We start from the raw sequence: 16,903 nt of genomic DNA, 5'->3' as shown, positions 1-16,903 counted from the left end.
GGGCCGGAACCCGGGGGACCGGCCCGGCGGCCCCGTCCCGCGGTCTCCGGATGGGGGGCAACCGGGGCCGCGACACCGGAACCGCCGCCCCCGTACACGCCTACGCGGCGTGTGCGGCCCGCGTGCTCCCCGGTTCGACCGCCCCCTCCGGCCACGGCGGTCCCGAGCGTGCGAGAGGCCCCCTCCCTATGGGAAAGGGGGCCTCTCGCACGGCTGCGGCTACGAAGCGGTCCTAGCCGGTGGTGGTGTCCGACCTGCGGCGGCGCACCCACCACGTCAGCGCTCCGCCTGCCGCCACGGCGGCGGCGGCGATGGCGCTGATCAGGCCGACCGGGGCGTCCGACCCGGTGTCGGCGAGGTCGCCGTCGGGGTCCTTCGCCGGGGGCTGGACGGGCTTGCCGGTGTCACCGGGGCCCGGGGTGGTGGGATCCGGCGCCGGAGTGGACGGGGTGCCGGTCGGTGCCGGCTTCCCGGTGCCCGTGGGGGCCGGCGTGGGGGTGGGCTCGCCGCCGTCGGTCCTCGCGGCTCCGCTCCCGCCGAGGAACGCCACGTCGGCGTCCCGCGCGGAGGTCTGCGCCCGCACGCTGTCCTTCGTGGTCCGGGGCAGGTGCCGGTGCCGGAGCCGGAACTCCGCGGAGGTGACGTTGCGCTTGGGGGCCTTGGAGAAGTCGACGCCGCCCACGAAGAAGGTGTAGACGCGTCCGTCACCGAGGGGCCACTCGTACGTGAAATCACCCTTGGTGAAGGACTCCACCATCTCCTCCCACACGGTGCGCTTGTCCCAGTCGGCGTTCTCGCCCCGCAGCGGCCACCGCTTGAGGTCGTTGCTGTCGATGATGGGCCGGAAGTCGGTGGCCTTCCTGGCGTCCTGCTGCCGGATCCACTCGGCGGCCACCCGGGACTTGTAGACGCGGCGCAGGTCGGCGTACTTCTTCTCGGTGTTGATCTGCTTCTCGACGTGCGGGACGAGATAGCGGGTGATCAGCCGGTGGCTGCGCTCCTTCTCCGCCTCGGTGAGCTTCTTCGAGCAGTCCTCGCCGTGCACGGGGGCGTCGAAGTCCATCGCCGCGTGGTTGACCTCGAGCGGGGCGTCGAGGATGTAGATGCCGCCGTCCTGCTCGCGGACCTTGGCCCGGCCGGGAACGATCCAGTTGCGGCCGGATCCCCAGCACGGCACCCCGTCGACCTTGGGGGCGGCGTCCATGAACTCCTTGCCGGGGGACTTCTTGGGGTCCATGGCGCGGGAGAAGTCCCGCTTCATCTCCATGTCGGCTACGAGGAGGACGCGTCCGGCGTCGGTCTTCCCGAACGCCTCGTCCATGATCTTGTCCGGCTGGTCGGGGTTCAGGTTCACCCACTGCCTGTCGGGGGTGAGGGCCAGCCACGTGAACAGGGCGTCCGAGGCCAGCTCGAGCTTCGCCCGCCCGCCCCAGCCGGGCTCGTTGTCCTCGTCGGGCATGAAGTCGGCCTTCATGCTGTAGTCCAGCCCCCTGCCCTTCACGGGGCTGCCGACGTACTGGAGCTCCAGGGTGGAGAAGTCGACGCCGCCGGGGCCGCGGCCGAGGACACCGCGGGTGTTCATCCGGTTGTGCTGGTCCTGGATCTGCCGCGCCTGCGCCGGGTTCTTCCCGGACTCGTAGGCGAGGGAGTTGATCGGGCCCTGGGTGCCGGTGTTCGGCCGCGGGTTGAACACCGGGTAGGACGTGGTGTACTTCGTCTGCGGCCACAGCCCCTTCGCCGTCGCCCGCCGCTCTGCGATCCGGATCGGGTTGTCACCCGACCCCCGTTCGGCGCGGAGCCTGGCGTTCTCCGCCTTGTACTCCTTGGTGGTGGCCCCGTTGGGCTTCTCCCCGGCGAACATGGTGAACTTCGACTTCGTGAAGTCGTACTTCGCGTCCTTGTGGCGGAGGATGATCTTGTCGTTCTTGAACTGGCCGGGCTTCCGCTTGCCGTCGGCCTTGAACTCGCCCAGGTCGCCGGTGCGCTGGTTGTAGGCGTCGTAACGCCGGGACGCGATCTTGTTGCCGTCCTTGTCGAAGATCTCGATCGTCACCTCGCACAGCCAGTCCGGGCCGACGAGGTTGAAGTCCTGGACGGTCTTCCGTTCGAAGACGCTGCCCTTCTCCCGGGAGTGCTGTGCGCCGATCAGGTTCTGCGGCACCCACTTCCTGAACGCCTTCGGGGACGGCTTGCCCTGGAGGTAGCGGGCGTAGCGGGCCCAGACGGCGCGCTTCATGTCCTCGGGGTCCCTCGACGCCCGGTAGGCGGCGTCCCACTTCCTGACGTCGGCGTCGGTGTTGCCGACGTTGTTCAGGTCGGTGCGGGTGGGCGCGGGAACGTCTTCGAAGCCCTTGAACTCGAGGTTGAAGTAGTACTCCTCGTCCGGGCCGCCCTTGGTCCAGTGGTGCTGGCCGGTGGGGGCTCCGGAGTTGCCCGGGGTGCGGGGGAGCCGCTTGCGGAGGTGCATCTCGTCGCACCGTCCGCCGGACGTGACCTTGGCGTGGTCGCCCGGCGCCGCGCTCGCGGCGGCGGGGAGGCCGACGAGCACCATCCCGGCCGCCGAGGCGACCGCGAGGCAGGAAACCAGGCGTCGCCGGAGCCGGGTACGGATGGGTGTCTGTGTTCTCATGGGGTGTCCCTGGTCGTGGGGGGCCACGGGACTCGGGTGGTGCGGGCGAGCGGCTGGTAGGGCCCCCGTGTCAGCTTTCGCCGCCCGTCGGCCAACACACTAGAGGATTTCGCCACCCCGGACGCGAGGAATTGTCAAGCGGCGGTACGTCGACTCGGCGGCACCGGAACCGCGGTGTCGAAGGCGTCCACTACCGTCGGCGGCATGACCGAGCCTGACGAGACCTGCGACCCGACCCGGCACCCCGACCTGCTCAGGTGGTTGGACGAGCGCCGGGAGGCGCACGAAAGGTGGGCCGAGCAGACCCCCTTTGCGGACGCGCTGGACTTCACCCCGGCCTCCTTGGGGATCCTGGACGGTCTGGTCCGGGAAACCGCGGACAGCATGGAGGAGATCACCGACCGGCGCATGACGCCCTTCTTCCAGGGTGCGATCTGGTACGTGGGGGAGGTGTTCCGCCGGCACCGGAAGATGGTGTGGAAGTACATCCCCGACATCGTCAGCGGGGAGCTGGAGCCGTTCTTCGGCGCGGCCGGGGAGACCTCCGCGCTCGACCACCCCTGCGTCGGCGCCCCCGACGACCCGGAAAGCTACCTGTACCCGCTGAACATGCTCCGCCGGATCGTCCTCACCGAGGACGAGCTCGGCGACCCGGTCGAGGCGACACTGCCGTCGATCTTCGCCGACCCCTTCGACGAGGACGGCGAGGACGGCGAGGAGCCGGACCCGACCGGCGGTTGGGGCTGACCCCGGTCCGCACGCCGATGTCGCCCACCTCCGCCGGTGGCGCGGCCCCGGCGGCCGGAACGGGCGGGGCGGGCGGGGACGGGCGCGACGCCTCGTACGCGGAGTCAGTGTACGGACACGAAGAGTGGACGGTACGTCTGGTTCTCCACCACGCTGGACGGTGAGCACGGGGCGGCGTCAGGAGCCGTCGCGATGCGGTACGGCGGAAAGGGGCGGCGATGGCGATGGGGAACGTCGGAGCCGAGGGGGAGACGGCCGGGGGCGCCGGCGCGCGGAGGGTCCCGCCGGGGGAGTGGGAGCGGGAACCCCACCCGTCCGACAGTCTGCGGACGTTCGGCGCGGTCGTCCAGGCGCTGCGCGAGCACGCGGGGCTCAGCAGGGGTGACCTCGCCGCCGCCGTCCGGTACTCCAGGCACACCGTGGAGTCGGTGGAGCTGGGCCGCCGGATGCCGGACGAGGCGTTCGTGGAGCGCGCGGAGGAGGCCACGGGCGACACGGGTGCGTTACGGAAGGCCGCGCGGCACCTGACGCGGGGCGAGGCGGGACTGGCGGCGTGGTTCCGGCGGTGGGCCCGGCTGGAGCGGGAGGCGGTGAGCCTGTGCACCTACGAGTGCCGGCTGGTGCCGGGGCTGTTGCAGTCGGAGGCGTACGCGCGATCCGTGATCGAGGGCACGATTCCGCTGCGCACCGACGAACAGATGGAAGAACAGCTCGCCGCTCGGATGGAACGGCAGGCGACCATGCATGAGCGTCCGACCGTGCCATTCAGCTTCATCGTCGAAGAGCAGGTGTTTCGGAGGCGGTTCGGTGGCCCGCAGGCGATGCGTGCTCTCGTGGAACACGTGCTGGAGCGCAGCGCACCGCGCAATGTGACGCTTCAGGTAGTGCCTCTGGACGCACGGCTGCATGCGTGCTTGGACGGGCCGGTGAGGCTCTTGGAGACCCCGGAGGGGCAGCGGCTCGGCTACTCCGAAGGGCAACAGAACGGGCGCCTCATCTCGGACCGGAAAGAGGTGAGCCTGCTCTGCCAGCGCTATGACACACTGCGCTCGCAGGCCCTGCCCCCCGGCGAATCCCGGGCCTTGCTGGAGCGACTGCGAGGAGAGCTATGAAGGACGGTATGACGGAACTCGCCTGGTTCAAGTCCAGCTACAGCGGCAGCCAGGGTGACGACTGCGTGGAGGTCGCGATCGCCGAACGGGCTGTCCACGTGCGGGACTCCAAGGACGTGGCCCGCCCGGCCCTCGCCGTCGGCCGCGACGGCTGGGGACGGTTCGTACGGTTCGCTTCGGAGCGCTGAACGACCGGGGACGTGCCTCCGCCGCGCCGACCGGGCCGGCCACCGGAGCGACGGAGGCACCTCCCCGCCCGAAAGGCCTTTGACCGCCGGATCATGCAGGTGGCCCGGGGCGAGCGCGAGGTGGCCGTCGGCCTCGGGCAGATGCACACCGTCAGCCCTGTTCCTCCGCGGCCGGGTTCCCGAGCGACCCGACAGCCGCAGCAGCCGACCGCACCACCGCTCGCCGGTTCCGCACCGCGCCCTACGGCGTCGATCCGCGTCACGCCGTCGACCACCGGTCGAACACCTTCCGCCAGAACTTCCTGATAGCCGACAGCCGCGGAGCCGGTCCCACCCACCAGCCGGTGAGGACGGACCCCGTGGACGAAGGTCGGGCGCGGGTCGACCAACGTGACGGTCATATCGCCGCGTTGGGTCAGGCGGTCGGCCGCCATGACGCCGGCGTAGCCGCCGATCACCACCACATCGGTGTTCTCAGCCATGCTGCCTCCCTCGTTTCGAGCGGGTTCGAGCGGGTTCGCGCACGGGACACCGTCCCGTCGATCCGTGTGACAGCGTGGGCGTCAGAGCACTTCGCAGGCGTACGCGTCTGAACGGATCCCGCCCCTCCTCGCAGGTGACGGGGGACGGTGACCCGGCGCACGAGCGAATAGGGCACGTCGAGTGCGGCGGGACGGATGACCAGCGGGGCGCCTGTGCTACTCGGTTGATACGGGACGAGCACAGGGAACGGATCGGCGTCATCCCCCGGTCATCCGCTGGACGGTCTTGAGCGTCTCCCGTGCTCCGTTCTCGGCCGCCATGTGTTGTGCCGCTGCCGCGGCGGCTCGGCCGTATGACCGCTGTTTCACCACTTGGTGAAGGGAGTCGGCCAGCCGTTCGGCGGTGAGGGACCGGAAGGGGATCGGGTCGGTGGCTGCGCCGAGGGTGGCCAGTCGCCTTGCCCAGAACGGCTGGTCCGCGGTGACCGGCACGGGGACGGCGGGCACTCCGGCGCGTAGCGCGGCGGCGGAGGTGCCGGCCCCGGCGTGGTGGACCACCGCGGCCAGCCGTGGGAACAGCAGGGCGTGCGGTACGTCCCCGATGGTGAGGACATCGTCCCCGTCGGCGGTGAGTGGGGCGCTGCCGGCCTGGAGGATGCCGCGCAGTCCGGCGCGGCGCAGGGCGCGCACGGCGATCTCGCTCAGTCGTTCTCCGTCGCCGGACGCCATGCTGCCGAAGCCGATGAGGACGGGCCGGGGTCCGGCGGACAGGAAGTCCTCGACATCGGTGGGCAGCCGCTCGGCCGGGTCGTGATGGGGCCACCAGTTGCCCACGATGTCCAGACCGGGGCGCCAGTCGGCGGGGCGGGGCACCAGGACGGTGCTGAAGCCGTGCAGGATGGGCCAGTTCGCCTGTTCCCGCCGTCGGCGCGTCTCACAGGGGGAGGCCGGGGGGAGGGCGAGGCGGTGGCGCAGTTGCGCGACGGCCTGTTCGTAGACGCGGTCGGCCATCCGCAGTGCCAAGCGTCCGGTTGCCCGGTTGGCGAGTCGGCCCAGTGAGCGGGAGCCGGTCACGACGGGCGGGAAGTCGCCGGTCGGCGCGGTGGGTTGGAGGTACACGCCGAGGCTCGGTGTGCCGGTGGCCTCGGTGAGGTGCCAGCCGAGGGGGGCCGTGGTGGTGGACAGCAGGAGCAGGTCCGTGCCCTTGCCCACCGCGTCGGCGAAGCCCTGACCCAGCTCGGTGACGAAGGCTGCGGCGGTGCGCATCAGGTCACGTTTGCCCGTGGCATCGCCGTGTCCCCGTGTGTCGGCGGGCAGACTGCGGAAATCCAACCCCGCCTCGCGTGCGAGAGGTGCGAAGGTGCCGGTGGCGGCGAGGGTGACGTCGTGGCCGGCCCGGCGCAGTGCTGCGCCCAGGCCCGTGTAGGGCGCGACGTCGCCGCGGGATCCGGCCGCGGCGATCATGATCCTCATCGGTGCTCCTCGGATTCGGTGCCGTCACCGGCCTGGCGGGCCGCGTTGGCGTGGACCGCCTTGCGCGTGTAGGCGGCCAGGCCCGGGCGTTGCTGCGAGGGCGGTACGACCAGAGCGAAGGCGCGGGGGTCGGCGACGAAGTCGTCCGCGATGCGCCGGTGCATGTCGGGCGGGCAGGAGGTGAACCAGCGGGCGATGTGCAGGCGGTGTTCCTCGGCGAGGTCCATGGCCCGCTCGCCGCAGGCCGGCTCGCCTTCGTCGAAGACCGCGAGCAGCTCCGCGCGCCAGGCGGCGGCTTCGCCCATGAGCCGGCGCCAGTCCTCCTTGGTGTGGGCGTCCGCGCGCGCCATCGCCTCGCGCTGTCCTTCCGAGCGCGCCCACTTCAGCTCCGCCTCGGTGGCGTAACTCAGGTCGAAGGCGACCTCACCGAACACCTCGAAGCGTTCCTCGGGAGTCAGGGACACCCCGGTCTTCTGAACCTCCACGGCCCGTTCCGCCACCTCGGCCAGCCGCTGCAGCCTGGCGATCTCCTCGTTCAGCTGCCGCTGCCGGGCCCGGAGCCGCTCCAGGGGGTCCACCTGCGGATCCTTGAAGATCGCGGCGATCTCGTCGAGAGGGAAGCCGAGCTCGCGGTAGAAGAGGATCTGCTGGAGGCGGACCAGGTCGGCCTCGCTGTAGAGCCGGTACCCGGCGTGGCTGCGGTCGCTGGGCGAGAGCACGCCCGCTTTGTCGTAGTGATGCAGCGTACGCACCGTCACGCCGGCGAAGGCCGCCACCTGCCCCACGGAGTAGCTCATCCACCTGCCCTTTCGTCGGCACACAGCCTCAAGCCTGACGTAGGGGGAGGGTCAACTCGTACTTGGCCGAGGGCATGGCGAGGGCCGCGTTCACAGGGGTGACCGCGTCGCTCGTGCCCGTCCTGACCTCGCGTGACGGCGCGCGGGCTGCCCGAGTGACCCTGCTGGAGTGGCTGGACGCGGGCCGCATCGACCCCGTTGGCGCTCGTGTACTGCCGCTGGAACAGGCGGCCGAGGCGCAACGCCATCTGATCGAGGACCGGCCCTTCGGTCGTGTCCTGCTCAGGATGGGCCGATGAACAGGCCGGAACACGAGGAGTCAGGACATGCAACTTCGTGAGGCCGTCACGGCCGACGTACCGGAACTGATCCGGCTGAGCGCAGTCGCGCTTGAGGGCCTGTGCATGGATCCCGAGCCGGCCGACACACCGTGGCGGCGCATCGCCCACGGCTGGTTCGAGGAGCGCATCAACCACCGCGACGACCGCGTCTGCCTGGTCGTCGGGGGCGAACCCGGCAAACCGCTCCCGGCCTGTGGCATGGCTGGGTCATCTACCATCTGCCCAGTACGCGCCGGCCCGACGGACGCCGCGGCTACCTCGGCGGGATCGTGACCGACGTCCCCGCCCGCGGCCGCGGCCGTACACGCCGCGTCGTGGACGCACTGGTCGGCCGCCTCCGCATGGTGGGCATCCACTACGTCCAACTGCACGCCAGCACGCCTGCACGCCAGCACGGCCGGAAGGCCGGTCCACGAGGCCGCAGGCTTCGTCACGGGCAGCTACCCGAGCACGGGCCTGATCACGGCTCCGCCCGCCGGATGAGAGGGCACCGAATCAGTCGAGCCAGTCGGCAACCGGAGCGGCCTGGTCCGCGATGGCCGTCCGGGTGGCCTGGCGTCAGCCGTCGTTCGGTTAGGGGCGAGTGCACGGGTCAGACCTGTTCGAAATGGAACGCCTTGATGAAGCAGTCACGAGGTTGGGCGACGGCGAAGAGGACGCACTCCACGAGCGACTGCGCCGTGAGGGCGTCCTCGGCTTCGCGTGAAGTGGTCTCCCACTCCTCGGAGAGCGGGTCGGCGTTGTCGGAGTCGGACGGGTGGAGGGAGATCACCCGGACTCCTTGAGGACGCAGGTGCCTGGAGAGGCATCTCGGTGAAGCCTGCCTGGGCGCTCTTGGCCGCGTAGAAGGCGTCCTGTGCGTCCGACCGGTGGTGGCCCGGTGTTCCGCGTGCGGAGACCATCGTCGCGACATCCGGCTTGTCGGAGTTGAGCAGGAGAGGAAGGAAGCTCTTCGTGGTCAGGGCCGTACCGGTGGCGCCGGAGGAGATGGTGGCCAGCACCGATGTCGAGGTGCCCGACCCTGGCGCGGACGAGGTCTGGAGCGCCGGAGCTGTCATCCCCAAGGGGGAGGTCGTGCCTTTGCCCGGAAGCGGAGCTGGGAGCGTCGCCTGTCTCCCGGTGCCTGGGACATCGTGGGCGGCCATGTCGAGGAGGGGAAAACGCTTCTGGAGGCTCTCGCACGCGAAGTCGAGGAGGAGACGGGCCGGCGCCTGACGCATGTACGGCGTTTCCTCGACACCACCACTTGGACGGGGGACGACGGTGGTGAGCTGCGTCACGAGGCCGACTGCCCGGTCGAGGTCGACGGCGACTTGGACCACCCTGAGCCGGGGTGGTCCAAGCATTCCGCCTACGACTGGTTCGGTCCCGACAATCTCGCCGGACTCAAGGAGAACCGCGGATCCGGGCAGTTCATGATCCACGACCTCGTCGCCCGGGCCGTCGGAAATCGCCCGGGCACCTCCCCATGACGCGCGTCGAAGGTTCTTCGGGCAGGGCGCTCGTTCCCGTTTCCGGCTCAGGTCACCGGATCATCTTCTAGGGTCGCCCCTATGATGGTCGATACCGATGCCCCCGGCTTGCTGTTCGATTCCCTCCGGGCGGATGCGCTGACCCACTCGGACCAACTGCGTGAGATCTATCCCCAGCCGAACCCGAACGCGCTGCGCAAGGAGACCGACCGCCTGAACGAGGAGACCCGGGCGCTGATCGGCTGCTCCTCGCTGGTGTTCATCGGCAGTGCGGACCGCGAAGGCCGGGCGGATGTAACGCCCCGTGGCGGCCCGGCCGGGTTCGTCTCGGTGCTGGACGAGCAGACCCTGGTGATTCCCGACGCGACCGGCAACAAGCGGCTCGACACCCTGCACAACGTGCTGGAGACCGGACGCCTCGGGCTGCTCTTCCTCATCCCCGGGCGCCCGACCACGTTGCGGATCAACGGGCGTGCCTGTGTTTCGGCGCGCCCGGAGCTACTGGCCCACCTCACTCCCGTGGGAAAGCCACCGGTCACGGCACTGGTGGTGCAGATCGAGCAGGTCTATCCGCACTGCCCGAAGTCACTGATGCGTGCCAGCGCCTGGCGCCCCGAGCAGTGGCTGCCCGCCGACGCCCAGCCGACCAGCGCCGAGGTGACCCTGGCCCAACTGAACCTGCCCGGCCTGACCCTGGACCAGATCGAGGAAGCCGAGCAGGAGTCACTGCGCCTGCGCTACGAGTGAGAGTCGTCGGCTTACGGAGCCGATCACCGCGACGCGGATCGGCTCCGGATCGGAGCCGCTTCGCCAGCGTGTTCGGGTGGACGCCGAAGTCGGCATGAGCGCGCCGTCTGGGACCGGCTGATGGTGCTCCAACGCGATGAGGTTCGGATCACCGCTATCAGCACTCCGACAGCAACACCGGTTTCCTGGGCCGTTCCGATTCCGACCCGGTATCGGCCTGTGGCTGTTCTGTACGTCAGGTCCTGCTGGTCGGGAGGTCACCTGGTCTGCTTACGGGTCTGCTTCACTTTCCGGTCAGCGGCCCAGGCGTCGGCGACAGAGCCGAGGTGGCCGAGCTTGTCGGGGTTGATGACCGAGCGAATGGTCCGGATCCGTCCGCCGAGCACGTCGAGGGCGAGGACGTGGAGGATCTTGCCGTCGCGATCGTGGAAGAGCGCGCCCGGCTGTCCGTTGAGCTCGCGCGGTTCGAACGCGATGTCGACCTGTGCCACCCCGAGCCCGTCGGCCACGCCATGGCCGACCACCACCGCGCCGAACCCGTTGCGGACGCCCTCGGCATGGCCTGCGGCTGCGGCGGACCGGAGCCCGGCTGCGTCATGCACAGCGATCACGGGGGGCGAGTACACGTCAGCCCGACTTCGCGACCGCACAAGGGGGTCGGAACTACGGCTGAGCCGCGGACGCGCCGGATCACGCTTCGACAACGCCGCCGCGGAGAGTCTCCGGGCCCCGCTCAAGGAGGAGATCGGCACCCGCACCCGGCCCGACCGGGCCACCGCCCGCGCCGGGGCCTTCACCTCCATCGAGACCTTCCAGAGCCGTCGCCGCCTGCGCAGACACAACACCTCCGGCTACCTCACCCCCGCCGGGGCCGGGCAGCGGCATCAGCACACCCCCGCGGCGCAACCATCGGGTGTCCAAGACCCCGAGGAGAACTTCAGTTCCTCGGGATCGACGGTCTCCGGGCCCGGGCGCAAAGTCCCCGAGAAGTCCCACAGGTGAAGCCGAACTCCCTCCCGGCTCGCATACGCGCAGTTCAGGAGGGGGTAACGGCGTTGGTTCTGAAGGCTTTCAGATGTCGCGGAAGGTCTCGATCTGGGCGCCCACCGAGTTGAGGCGCTCGGCGAGGTCCTCGTAGCCGCGGTTGATGACGTACACGTTGCGCAGGACGGAGGTGCCCTCGGCGGCCATCATGGCCAGGAGGACCACCACCGCGGGGCGCAGGGCCGGCGGGCACATCATCTCGGCGGCGCGCCAACGGGTCGGGCCCTCGACGAGGACGCGGTGCGGGTCGAGGAGCTGGAGGCGCCCGCCGAGCCGGTTGAGGTCGGTCAGGTAGATGGCGCGGTTGTCGTAGACCCAGTCGTGGATGAGGGTCTTGCCCTGGGCGGACGCGGCGATGGCCGCGAAGAACGGCACGTTGTCGATGTTCAGGCCGGGGAACGGCATGGGGTGGATCTTGTCGATGGGCGCCTCCAGCTTGGAGGGGCGCACGGTCAGGTCCGTCAGGCGCGTACGGCCGTTGTCCGCGGTGTACTCGGTGGAGCGGTCGTGGTCGAGGCCCATCTCCTCCAGGACCGCCAGCTCGATCTCCAGGAACTCGATGGGCACCCGGCGGATCGTCAGCTCCGACTCGGTGACGACCGCGGCGGCCAGCAGGCTCATGGCCTCGACCGGGTCCTCGGAGGGGGAGTAGTCGACGTCCACGTCGATGTGGGGGACGCCGTGCACGGTGAGCGTCGTCGTGCCGACGCCCTCCACGCGCACGCCGAGGGCCTCCAGGAAGAAGCACAGGTCCTGGACCATGTAGTTGGAGGAGGCGTTGCGGATGACGGTGGTGCCGTCGTGGCGGGCGGCGGCCAGGAGAGCGTTCTCGGTGACGGTGTCGCCGCGTTCGGTCAGGACGATCGGGCGGTCCGGCGCGACCGACGGGTCGATCTCGGCGTGGTACAGCCCCTCGGTGGCGGTGATGTCGAGGCCGAAGCGGCGCAGGGCGATCATGTGCGGTTCGACGGTGCGCGTCCCGAGGTCGCAGCCGCCGGCGTAGGGCAGCTTGAAGGAGCGCAGCCGGTGCAGCAGCGGCCCCAGGAACATGATGATCGAGCGGGTGCGGCGGGCCGCGTCCGCGTCGATGGCCTCCATGTCCAGCTCGGCGGGCGGTACGATCTCCAGGTCCGTGCCGTCGTTGATCCAGCGGGCGCGGACGCCGATGGAGCTGAGGACCTCCAGGAGCCGGTAGACCTCCTCGATGCGCGCGACCCGGCGCAGGACCGTGCGGCCCTTGTTCAGGAGCGAGGCGCACAGCAGCGCCACGCAGGCGTTCTTGCTCGTCTTGACGTCGATGGCGCCGGACAGGCGGCGGCCGCCGACCACCCGCAGGTGCATGGGGCCCGCGTAGCCCAGTGACACGATCTCGCTGTCGAGTGCCTCACCGATGCGGGCGATCATCTCAAGGCTGATGTTCTGGTTCCCGCGTTCGATGCGGTTCACGGCGCTCTGACTGGTGGCCAGGGCCGTGGCGAGTTGCGTTTGCGTCCAGCCCCGATGCTGCCGGGCGTCGCGGATGAGCCTGCCGATGCGTACGAGGTAGTCGTCTGCCATGGCGGGAGGCTATCTCACATATGAGATGAATTTCTTGCCGGGGTGGACCGGGCGGGTGACGCCCCCTCAAAGGGGCCCGCTGAACCGGCGTCACCCCTCCCACGGATACCCCGGATCACCTCCCCCTCCCGCCCTCCGCCCGGATTGCCCCGATGGGCCCATTCCCGTCCGTTCCGTCGTCCCACGGCCGGACGCGGCGGGGCGGCGTCCGCGATCGCGCCCCGGGCCCGCCCGGTCGCGGCGGAGCCCGCCCCGCGACGCGTCGGGCGGGCTCCGCTCATGGCGTGCCGGGGGTCACCGCAGGGCGCGGCCGCGGGTCTCGGGGACCGAGGCGACCACCGCGGACGAGATCAGCAGCAGGACGGCGACGTACCCGGTGAAGTACGCCTCACCGAACTCGGCGCCCATCCAGGTCTGCAGGTAGGGCGCGGTCCCGCCGAAGGTGGCGACGCACAGGGCGTAGGGCACCGCGACGCCGACGGTGCGGATGTGGGTGGGGAAGATCTCCGCGTAGACCGCGGGGGCGATCGACGCCGAGGCCGCGACGAAGACCATGGCGACGGCCATGGCCACGGCGAGCTGCCAGGCGTGCGGGCCGATGAAGGCGTTCAGGGGGTAGATCGCCGCCGTCATGCCCAGGCTGCTGATGAACAGCACGGGCTTGCGGCCGATGCGGTCCGACAGGGCGCCCCACGCGGGCAGGGCCACCAGGAAGACCACGTTGGCGGCGAGTCCGGCCCACAGGGCGCCGGCCGGGTCGAGGCCGCGGTTGCTGATGGCGTACTGCGGGGCGTAGACCGCCCAGGCGTAGTAGACGACGGTGAGGCCGGCGGTCACGCCGACGATCTGGAGGGCCTGCTTGCGGTGGGCCACGATGGCCGGCCACATCCTCGGCCGGTCGGTGCGCGCGGCCGAGGAGGCGGCGTTCTCGAAGACCTCCGTCTCGGGCATCCGCCGTCGCATCACCAGGGCGTAGAGGCCGAAGAGACCGCCGAGGAGGAAGGGCACGCGCCACCCCCAGGCGTTCATCTGCTCCGGCGCCAGCAGCGAGGTCAGCACGGCGGCGAACGCCGTGGCGGCCATGACGCCCAGGGTGCCGGAGACGTAGATGAGGCTGGACCACAGCCCGCGCCGCTCGGCGGGCGCCGTCTCGGCGACGTACGTCTGCGCGGAGGGGAGCTCGCCGCCGTGCGCGAGGCCCTGGACGAGCCGGGCGGCCACCAGGACGAGCGAGGCCGCCGCGCCCACCGTGCCGTAGGTGGGCGCGACGCCGATGAGGAGGCTGCCGGCCGCGGCGCCGCCCACCGACAGGGTCATGGCGAAGCGGCGGCCCCTGCGGTCGGCGATCCAGCCGAAGAGGAAGCCCCCGAGGGGGCGCGCGGCGAAGCCGACCGCGAAGACCGCGAGGGTGGCCAGGATGGCCGACAGCCCGTCGGTCTTGCTGAAGAACTGGGCGGCGAGGAACGGCGCGAAGATCGCGTAGGCGTTCCAGTCGAACCACTCCAGTGCGTTGCCGACGCCGGTGGCGACGACGGTCCTGAAACGGCTCTCCCGGGCCGCGGGCCTCGGCCCGGCCTCGGCTGCGGTCTCGGCCGGGGGCTGGGCCGCGGTCTGGGCGATGTCAGCCATGGGTCTCTCCTGTCGGGGTCACTGCGGTGCCGGGGAGGGAGGGGCGGGAGCCGTTCGCCGCCCGCCGCAGGGCGAGCTCCGCGTAGAGGGCGGCGCCGTCGGCGAGCACGGCGTCGTCGTACCGGGCGTGGGGGGAGTGGTTGCCGGGGGCGCGGGCCGGGTCGAGGCCGGCCGGGACCGCGCCGAGGCCGACGAAGCCCCCCGGCACCGCGTCGAGCACGCGGGAGAAGTCCTCCGAACCGCAGAGCGGGTGCTCCAGGGTGTGGTAGCGCTCGGGGCCGAAGATCTCGCCGACGGTCCGTGCGACGTGCGCGGTCTCCTCGGCGTCGGCCACGGTCAGCGGATACCCGGTCCGGTAGTCCACCTCGACCTCCACGCCGTGGGCCGCGGCGGTCCCGCGCAGCACCCGGTGGACGGACTCGACGAGGCGCTCGCGGGCCGCCGGGGAGAACGTGCGGACCGTGGCCTCGAAGGCCGCCGTCTCCGGGATGACGTTGTTGCGGGTCCCGGCGTGCAGCGAGCCGACGGTCACCACGACGGGGTCGAAGACGTCGAACTCGCGGGTCACCATCGTCTGCAGGGCGGTCACCATGGCGCTGATCGCGGTCACCGGGTCCTTGGCCAGGTACGGCGTCGAGCCGTGGCCGCCCGCCCCGCGCACCGTGACGTACAGGTCGTCCGAGGCGGACATGACGGTGCCCGCCCGGGAGACGAAGTGCCCCTGCGGGATCTGCGCGGAGAAGACGTGCAGGGCGAACGCCGCGTCCACCGGCCTCCCCGCGGCCCGCAGGACCCCCTCGCGGAGCATGACGCCGGCGCCGTCCCACCCCTCCTCCCCGGGCTGGAACATCAGCACCACGTCGCCGTGCAGCCGGTCCCGGTGCTGCGCGAGCAGGCGGGCGGCGCCGACGAGCATGGAGGTGTGCAGGTCGTGGCCGCACGCGTGCATGGCCCCCTCGACCCGCGAGGCGTAGGGCAGCGCGGCGGCCTCCTGCACCGGCAGGGCGTCCATGTCCCCGCGCAGCAGGACGACCGGGCCCTCGGGCCCACCGGCGGCCCGCGCGGTGCCGCGGAGCACCGCGGTCACCGAGGTCGTTCCCGTACCGGTGCCGACCTCCAGGGGCAGGCCCTCCAGGGCGGCCAGCACCTTCTCCTGGGTGCGGGGCAGGTCCAGCCCGATCTCCGGCTCGGCGTGCAGCGCGTGGCGCAGTACGGCGAGTTCGCCGGCCATCGCGTGCGCGTCTTCCAACACGGTCATCTCGGAGACACCTCCGGTTGTGATCCAGGTCATGTCGTCGTCGGGTGGATGACAGTGTGGGGGCGTGATTACATCCACGGCACATATCGTTCGATTCGTGCGGGGGAACGGCCGGAAGCAGGGAATTCGTGACGGCAGGCCTCGACGAGCAGGACCTCGCGCTCATCAACGCGCTCCAGATCGCCCCGCGGATCGGCTGGGCGGAGGCCGCCCGGGTGCTCGGTTCGACGCCCGCCACCCTGGCCGCGCGCTGGCGGCGGCTGAGGGAGGAGGGCCTCGCCTGGGTCACCGCGCACCCCGGCGTCTCGCGGGACGTGGTCGTCGCCTTCGTCGAGGTGGACTGCGCCGCCGGGGCGCGCCCCGCCGTCCTGCGCGCGCTGTGCCGGGACCCCCGGGCCGTCACGATCGAGGAGTCGGCGCGCGGGCGGGACCTCCTGCTGACCGTCGTCACGCCGGACCTCCCGGGGTTGACCACCTTCGTACTGGACGACCTGCCCCGGGTGGAAGGGGTCCGGCGGCAGCGGACGTACCTGGCGAAGGAGGTGCACCGGCAGGGCGGCGACTGGCGGCTCGACGCGCTCGACCGGCAGCAGGTCGCCCTGCTGCGGCTCGCCGCCCGGCGGCCCGGGCCCGGGACCCGGGTGGAACCGCCGCCCGACGCCTGGCCGCTCGTCAACGCGCTCACCGAGGACGGCCGGCGCACGGCCGCGGAGCTGGCGAGGATCACGGGCCGCAACCCGGCGACGGTGCGCCGGCAGCTGGCGCGGCTCCTCGACTCGGGGTTCCTGTCCTTCCGGTGCGAGGTCGCGCAGGTGCAGTCGCACTGGCCCATCTCCTGCACCTGGCTGGCCCGCGTCCCGGCACCCGAGCACGAGCGCACGGTGGCGGCGCTGAAGACCCTGCCGGAGCTCCGGCTGTGCGTGTCGACCACCGGGGAGACCAACATGATGTTCATCGTGTGGACCCGCTCCCTCGCGGACCTGCTGCGCCTCGAACGCCTCCTCGGCGACCGGCTGCCCTGGCTGAACCTCGTGGACAGCGCCGTGTCGCTGCGCTCGGCCAAGCGGATGGGCTGGCTGCTCGACGCGAGCGGGCGCAGCACGGGCGAGGTCGTCGTACCGGGCGCCCCGCCCCCCTGAGCCCGGCGCGCCGGAGCGCTCCGGCGCGCCGGAGCGCGCGGGACGGGTCGGCCGGGCCGACGGGGGGCCGTACCCCGTCGGCCCGCAGGCCGCGGGGCCGGCGTGCGGCCGGCGCGTTCCCGGTGCCCGGCCCGCGGGCCGCGGGCGGGGTGCCCGCCTTCCCGGGGCCGTCGGCACGGCCCGCGGGATCCCCGGCCGGCTGCCGCGCACCGGGCGACCGGTGCGCGGTCGTGCCGACCGAGCCCGGTGGCGGCGGCGGAGGCGCCCTACGCCCCGGCGGCGGGGGAG

At 71.6% G+C, this 16,903-nt stretch carries 15 protein-coding genes and 1 pseudogene; 8 read left to right on the top strand and 8 right to left on the bottom strand.

Annotated features, from left to right (window positions below; genetic code table 11):
• Nucleotides 1-232 precede the first annotated feature (232 nt).
• Nucleotides 233-2,629: a hypothetical protein gene (locus LUW75_RS03415; RefSeq protein WP_250334302.1), complete on the bottom strand. Its 2,397-nt coding sequence runs from the start codon at nucleotides 2,627-2,629 to the stop codon at nucleotides 233-235.
• 204 nt (nucleotides 2,630-2,833) lie between these two features.
• On the opposite strand from LUW75_RS03415, the gene LUW75_RS03410 reads away from it, so the two are divergent.
• The 3 genes from LUW75_RS03410 (at nucleotide 2,834) to LUW75_RS03400 (ending at nucleotide 4,676) form a co-directional block, all read left to right on the top strand.
• Nucleotides 2,834-3,376, top strand: a complete 543-nt coding sequence (locus LUW75_RS03410; RefSeq protein ID WP_250334301.1) for a hypothetical protein — start codon at nucleotides 2,834-2,836, stop codon at nucleotides 3,374-3,376.
• Between the two features lie 224 nt (nucleotides 3,377-3,600).
• A complete protein-coding gene (locus tag LUW75_RS03405) occupies nucleotides 3,601-4,488 on the top strand; it encodes a helix-turn-helix domain-containing protein (protein WP_250337528.1) in 888 nt (295 codons plus the stop codon).
• On the top strand, nucleotides 4,485-4,676 hold the full coding sequence (locus LUW75_RS03400) for a DUF397 domain-containing protein (RefSeq protein WP_250334300.1): 192 nt from the start codon (nucleotides 4,485-4,487) through the stop codon (nucleotides 4,674-4,676). Before LUW75_RS03405 ends, LUW75_RS03400 begins: the two co-directional genes overlap by 4 nt.
• 740 nt (nucleotides 4,677-5,416) lie before the next feature.
• On the opposite strand, the gene LUW75_RS03390 is transcribed toward LUW75_RS03400, so the two are convergent.
• Both LUW75_RS03390 and LUW75_RS03385 read right to left on the bottom strand, forming a co-directional pair.
• A complete protein-coding gene (locus LUW75_RS03390; RefSeq protein ID WP_250334299.1) occupies nucleotides 5,417-6,631 on the bottom strand; it encodes a glycosyltransferase in 1,215 nt (404 codons plus the stop codon).
• A complete protein-coding gene (locus LUW75_RS03385) occupies nucleotides 6,628-7,428 on the bottom strand; it encodes a MerR family transcriptional regulator (protein ID WP_250334298.1) in 801 nt (266 codons plus the stop codon). Before LUW75_RS03385 ends, LUW75_RS03390 begins: the two co-directional genes overlap by 4 nt.
• A 74-nt stretch (nucleotides 7,429-7,502) precedes the next feature.
• Between LUW75_RS03385 and LUW75_RS03380 the strand changes: the two genes are divergently transcribed.
• Nucleotides 7,503-7,727, top strand: coding sequence for a zinc-binding dehydrogenase (locus LUW75_RS03380; RefSeq protein WP_250337527.1), 225 nt, complete (start codon nucleotides 7,503-7,505; stop codon nucleotides 7,725-7,727).
• Nucleotides 7,728-7,754: 27 nt separating this feature from the next.
• The gene (locus tag LUW75_RS03375) at nucleotides 7,755-8,042 is read left to right on the top strand and encodes a hypothetical protein (protein ID WP_250334297.1); all 288 of its coding nucleotides are present in this window, start codon (nucleotides 7,755-7,757) and stop codon (nucleotides 8,040-8,042) included.
• Nucleotides 8,043-8,361: 319 nt separating this feature from the next.
• On the opposite strand, the pseudogene LUW75_RS24520 reads toward LUW75_RS03375, so the two are convergent.
• Nucleotides 8,362-8,770, bottom strand: a pseudogene (locus tag LUW75_RS24520) (SDR family NAD(P)-dependent oxidoreductase); the annotation flags it as partial.
• A 132-nt stretch (nucleotides 8,771-8,902) separates the two neighbouring features.
• On the opposite strand from LUW75_RS24520, the gene LUW75_RS03365 reads away from it, so the two are divergent.
• Both LUW75_RS03365 and LUW75_RS03360 read left to right on the top strand, forming a co-directional pair.
• A complete protein-coding gene (locus LUW75_RS03365; protein WP_284453798.1) occupies nucleotides 8,903-9,241 on the top strand; it encodes an NUDIX hydrolase in 339 nt (112 codons plus the stop codon).
• A gap of 81 nt (nucleotides 9,242-9,322) precedes the next feature.
• Nucleotides 9,323-9,988 (top strand): MSMEG_1061 family FMN-dependent PPOX-type flavoprotein, encoded by a 666-nt coding sequence (locus tag LUW75_RS03360; protein ID WP_250334295.1) that lies wholly within the window; start codon nucleotides 9,323-9,325, stop codon nucleotides 9,986-9,988.
• A gap of 257 nt (nucleotides 9,989-10,245) precedes the next feature.
• Here the strand turns inward: LUW75_RS03360 and LUW75_RS03355 are convergent, their stop codons facing one another.
• From LUW75_RS03355 to LUW75_RS03340, 4 genes are all read right to left on the bottom strand, one after another.
• Nucleotides 10,246-10,599: a hypothetical protein gene (locus LUW75_RS03355; RefSeq protein ID WP_462933689.1), complete on the bottom strand. Its 354-nt coding sequence runs from the start codon at nucleotides 10,597-10,599 to the stop codon at nucleotides 10,246-10,248.
• 460 nt (nucleotides 10,600-11,059) lie between these two features.
• Entirely contained in the window at nucleotides 11,060-12,589 is a 1,530-nt protein-coding gene (locus tag LUW75_RS03350; protein WP_250334294.1) for a helix-turn-helix domain-containing protein, read from the bottom strand.
• A gap of 294 nt (nucleotides 12,590-12,883) precedes the next feature.
• Nucleotides 12,884-14,218, bottom strand: coding sequence for an MFS transporter (locus LUW75_RS03345; protein WP_250334293.1), 1,335 nt, complete (start codon nucleotides 14,216-14,218; stop codon nucleotides 12,884-12,886).
• Nucleotides 14,211-15,476, bottom strand: coding sequence for a M20 metallopeptidase family protein (locus tag LUW75_RS03340; RefSeq protein WP_250334292.1), 1,266 nt, complete (start codon nucleotides 15,474-15,476; stop codon nucleotides 14,211-14,213). The genes LUW75_RS03345 and LUW75_RS03340 overlap by 8 nt, the downstream gene beginning before the upstream one ends.
• Before the next feature lie 128 nt (nucleotides 15,477-15,604).
• Between LUW75_RS03340 and LUW75_RS03335 the strand changes: the two genes are divergently transcribed.
• The gene (locus tag LUW75_RS03335; RefSeq protein ID WP_250334291.1) at nucleotides 15,605-16,615 is read left to right on the top strand and encodes an Lrp/AsnC family transcriptional regulator; all 1,011 of its coding nucleotides are present in this window, start codon (nucleotides 15,605-15,607) and stop codon (nucleotides 16,613-16,615) included.
• Nucleotides 16,616-16,903 lie beyond the last annotated feature (288 nt).

The sequence above is a fragment of the Streptomyces sp. MRC013 genome (assembly GCF_023614235.1).
In the GTDB taxonomy this organism is placed as follows: domain Bacteria; phylum Actinomycetota; class Actinomycetes; order Streptomycetales; family Streptomycetaceae; genus Streptomyces.
The sequence above is the reverse complement of the archived record's forward strand: the minus strand, read 5'-3'. Positions and strand labels throughout refer to the sequence as shown.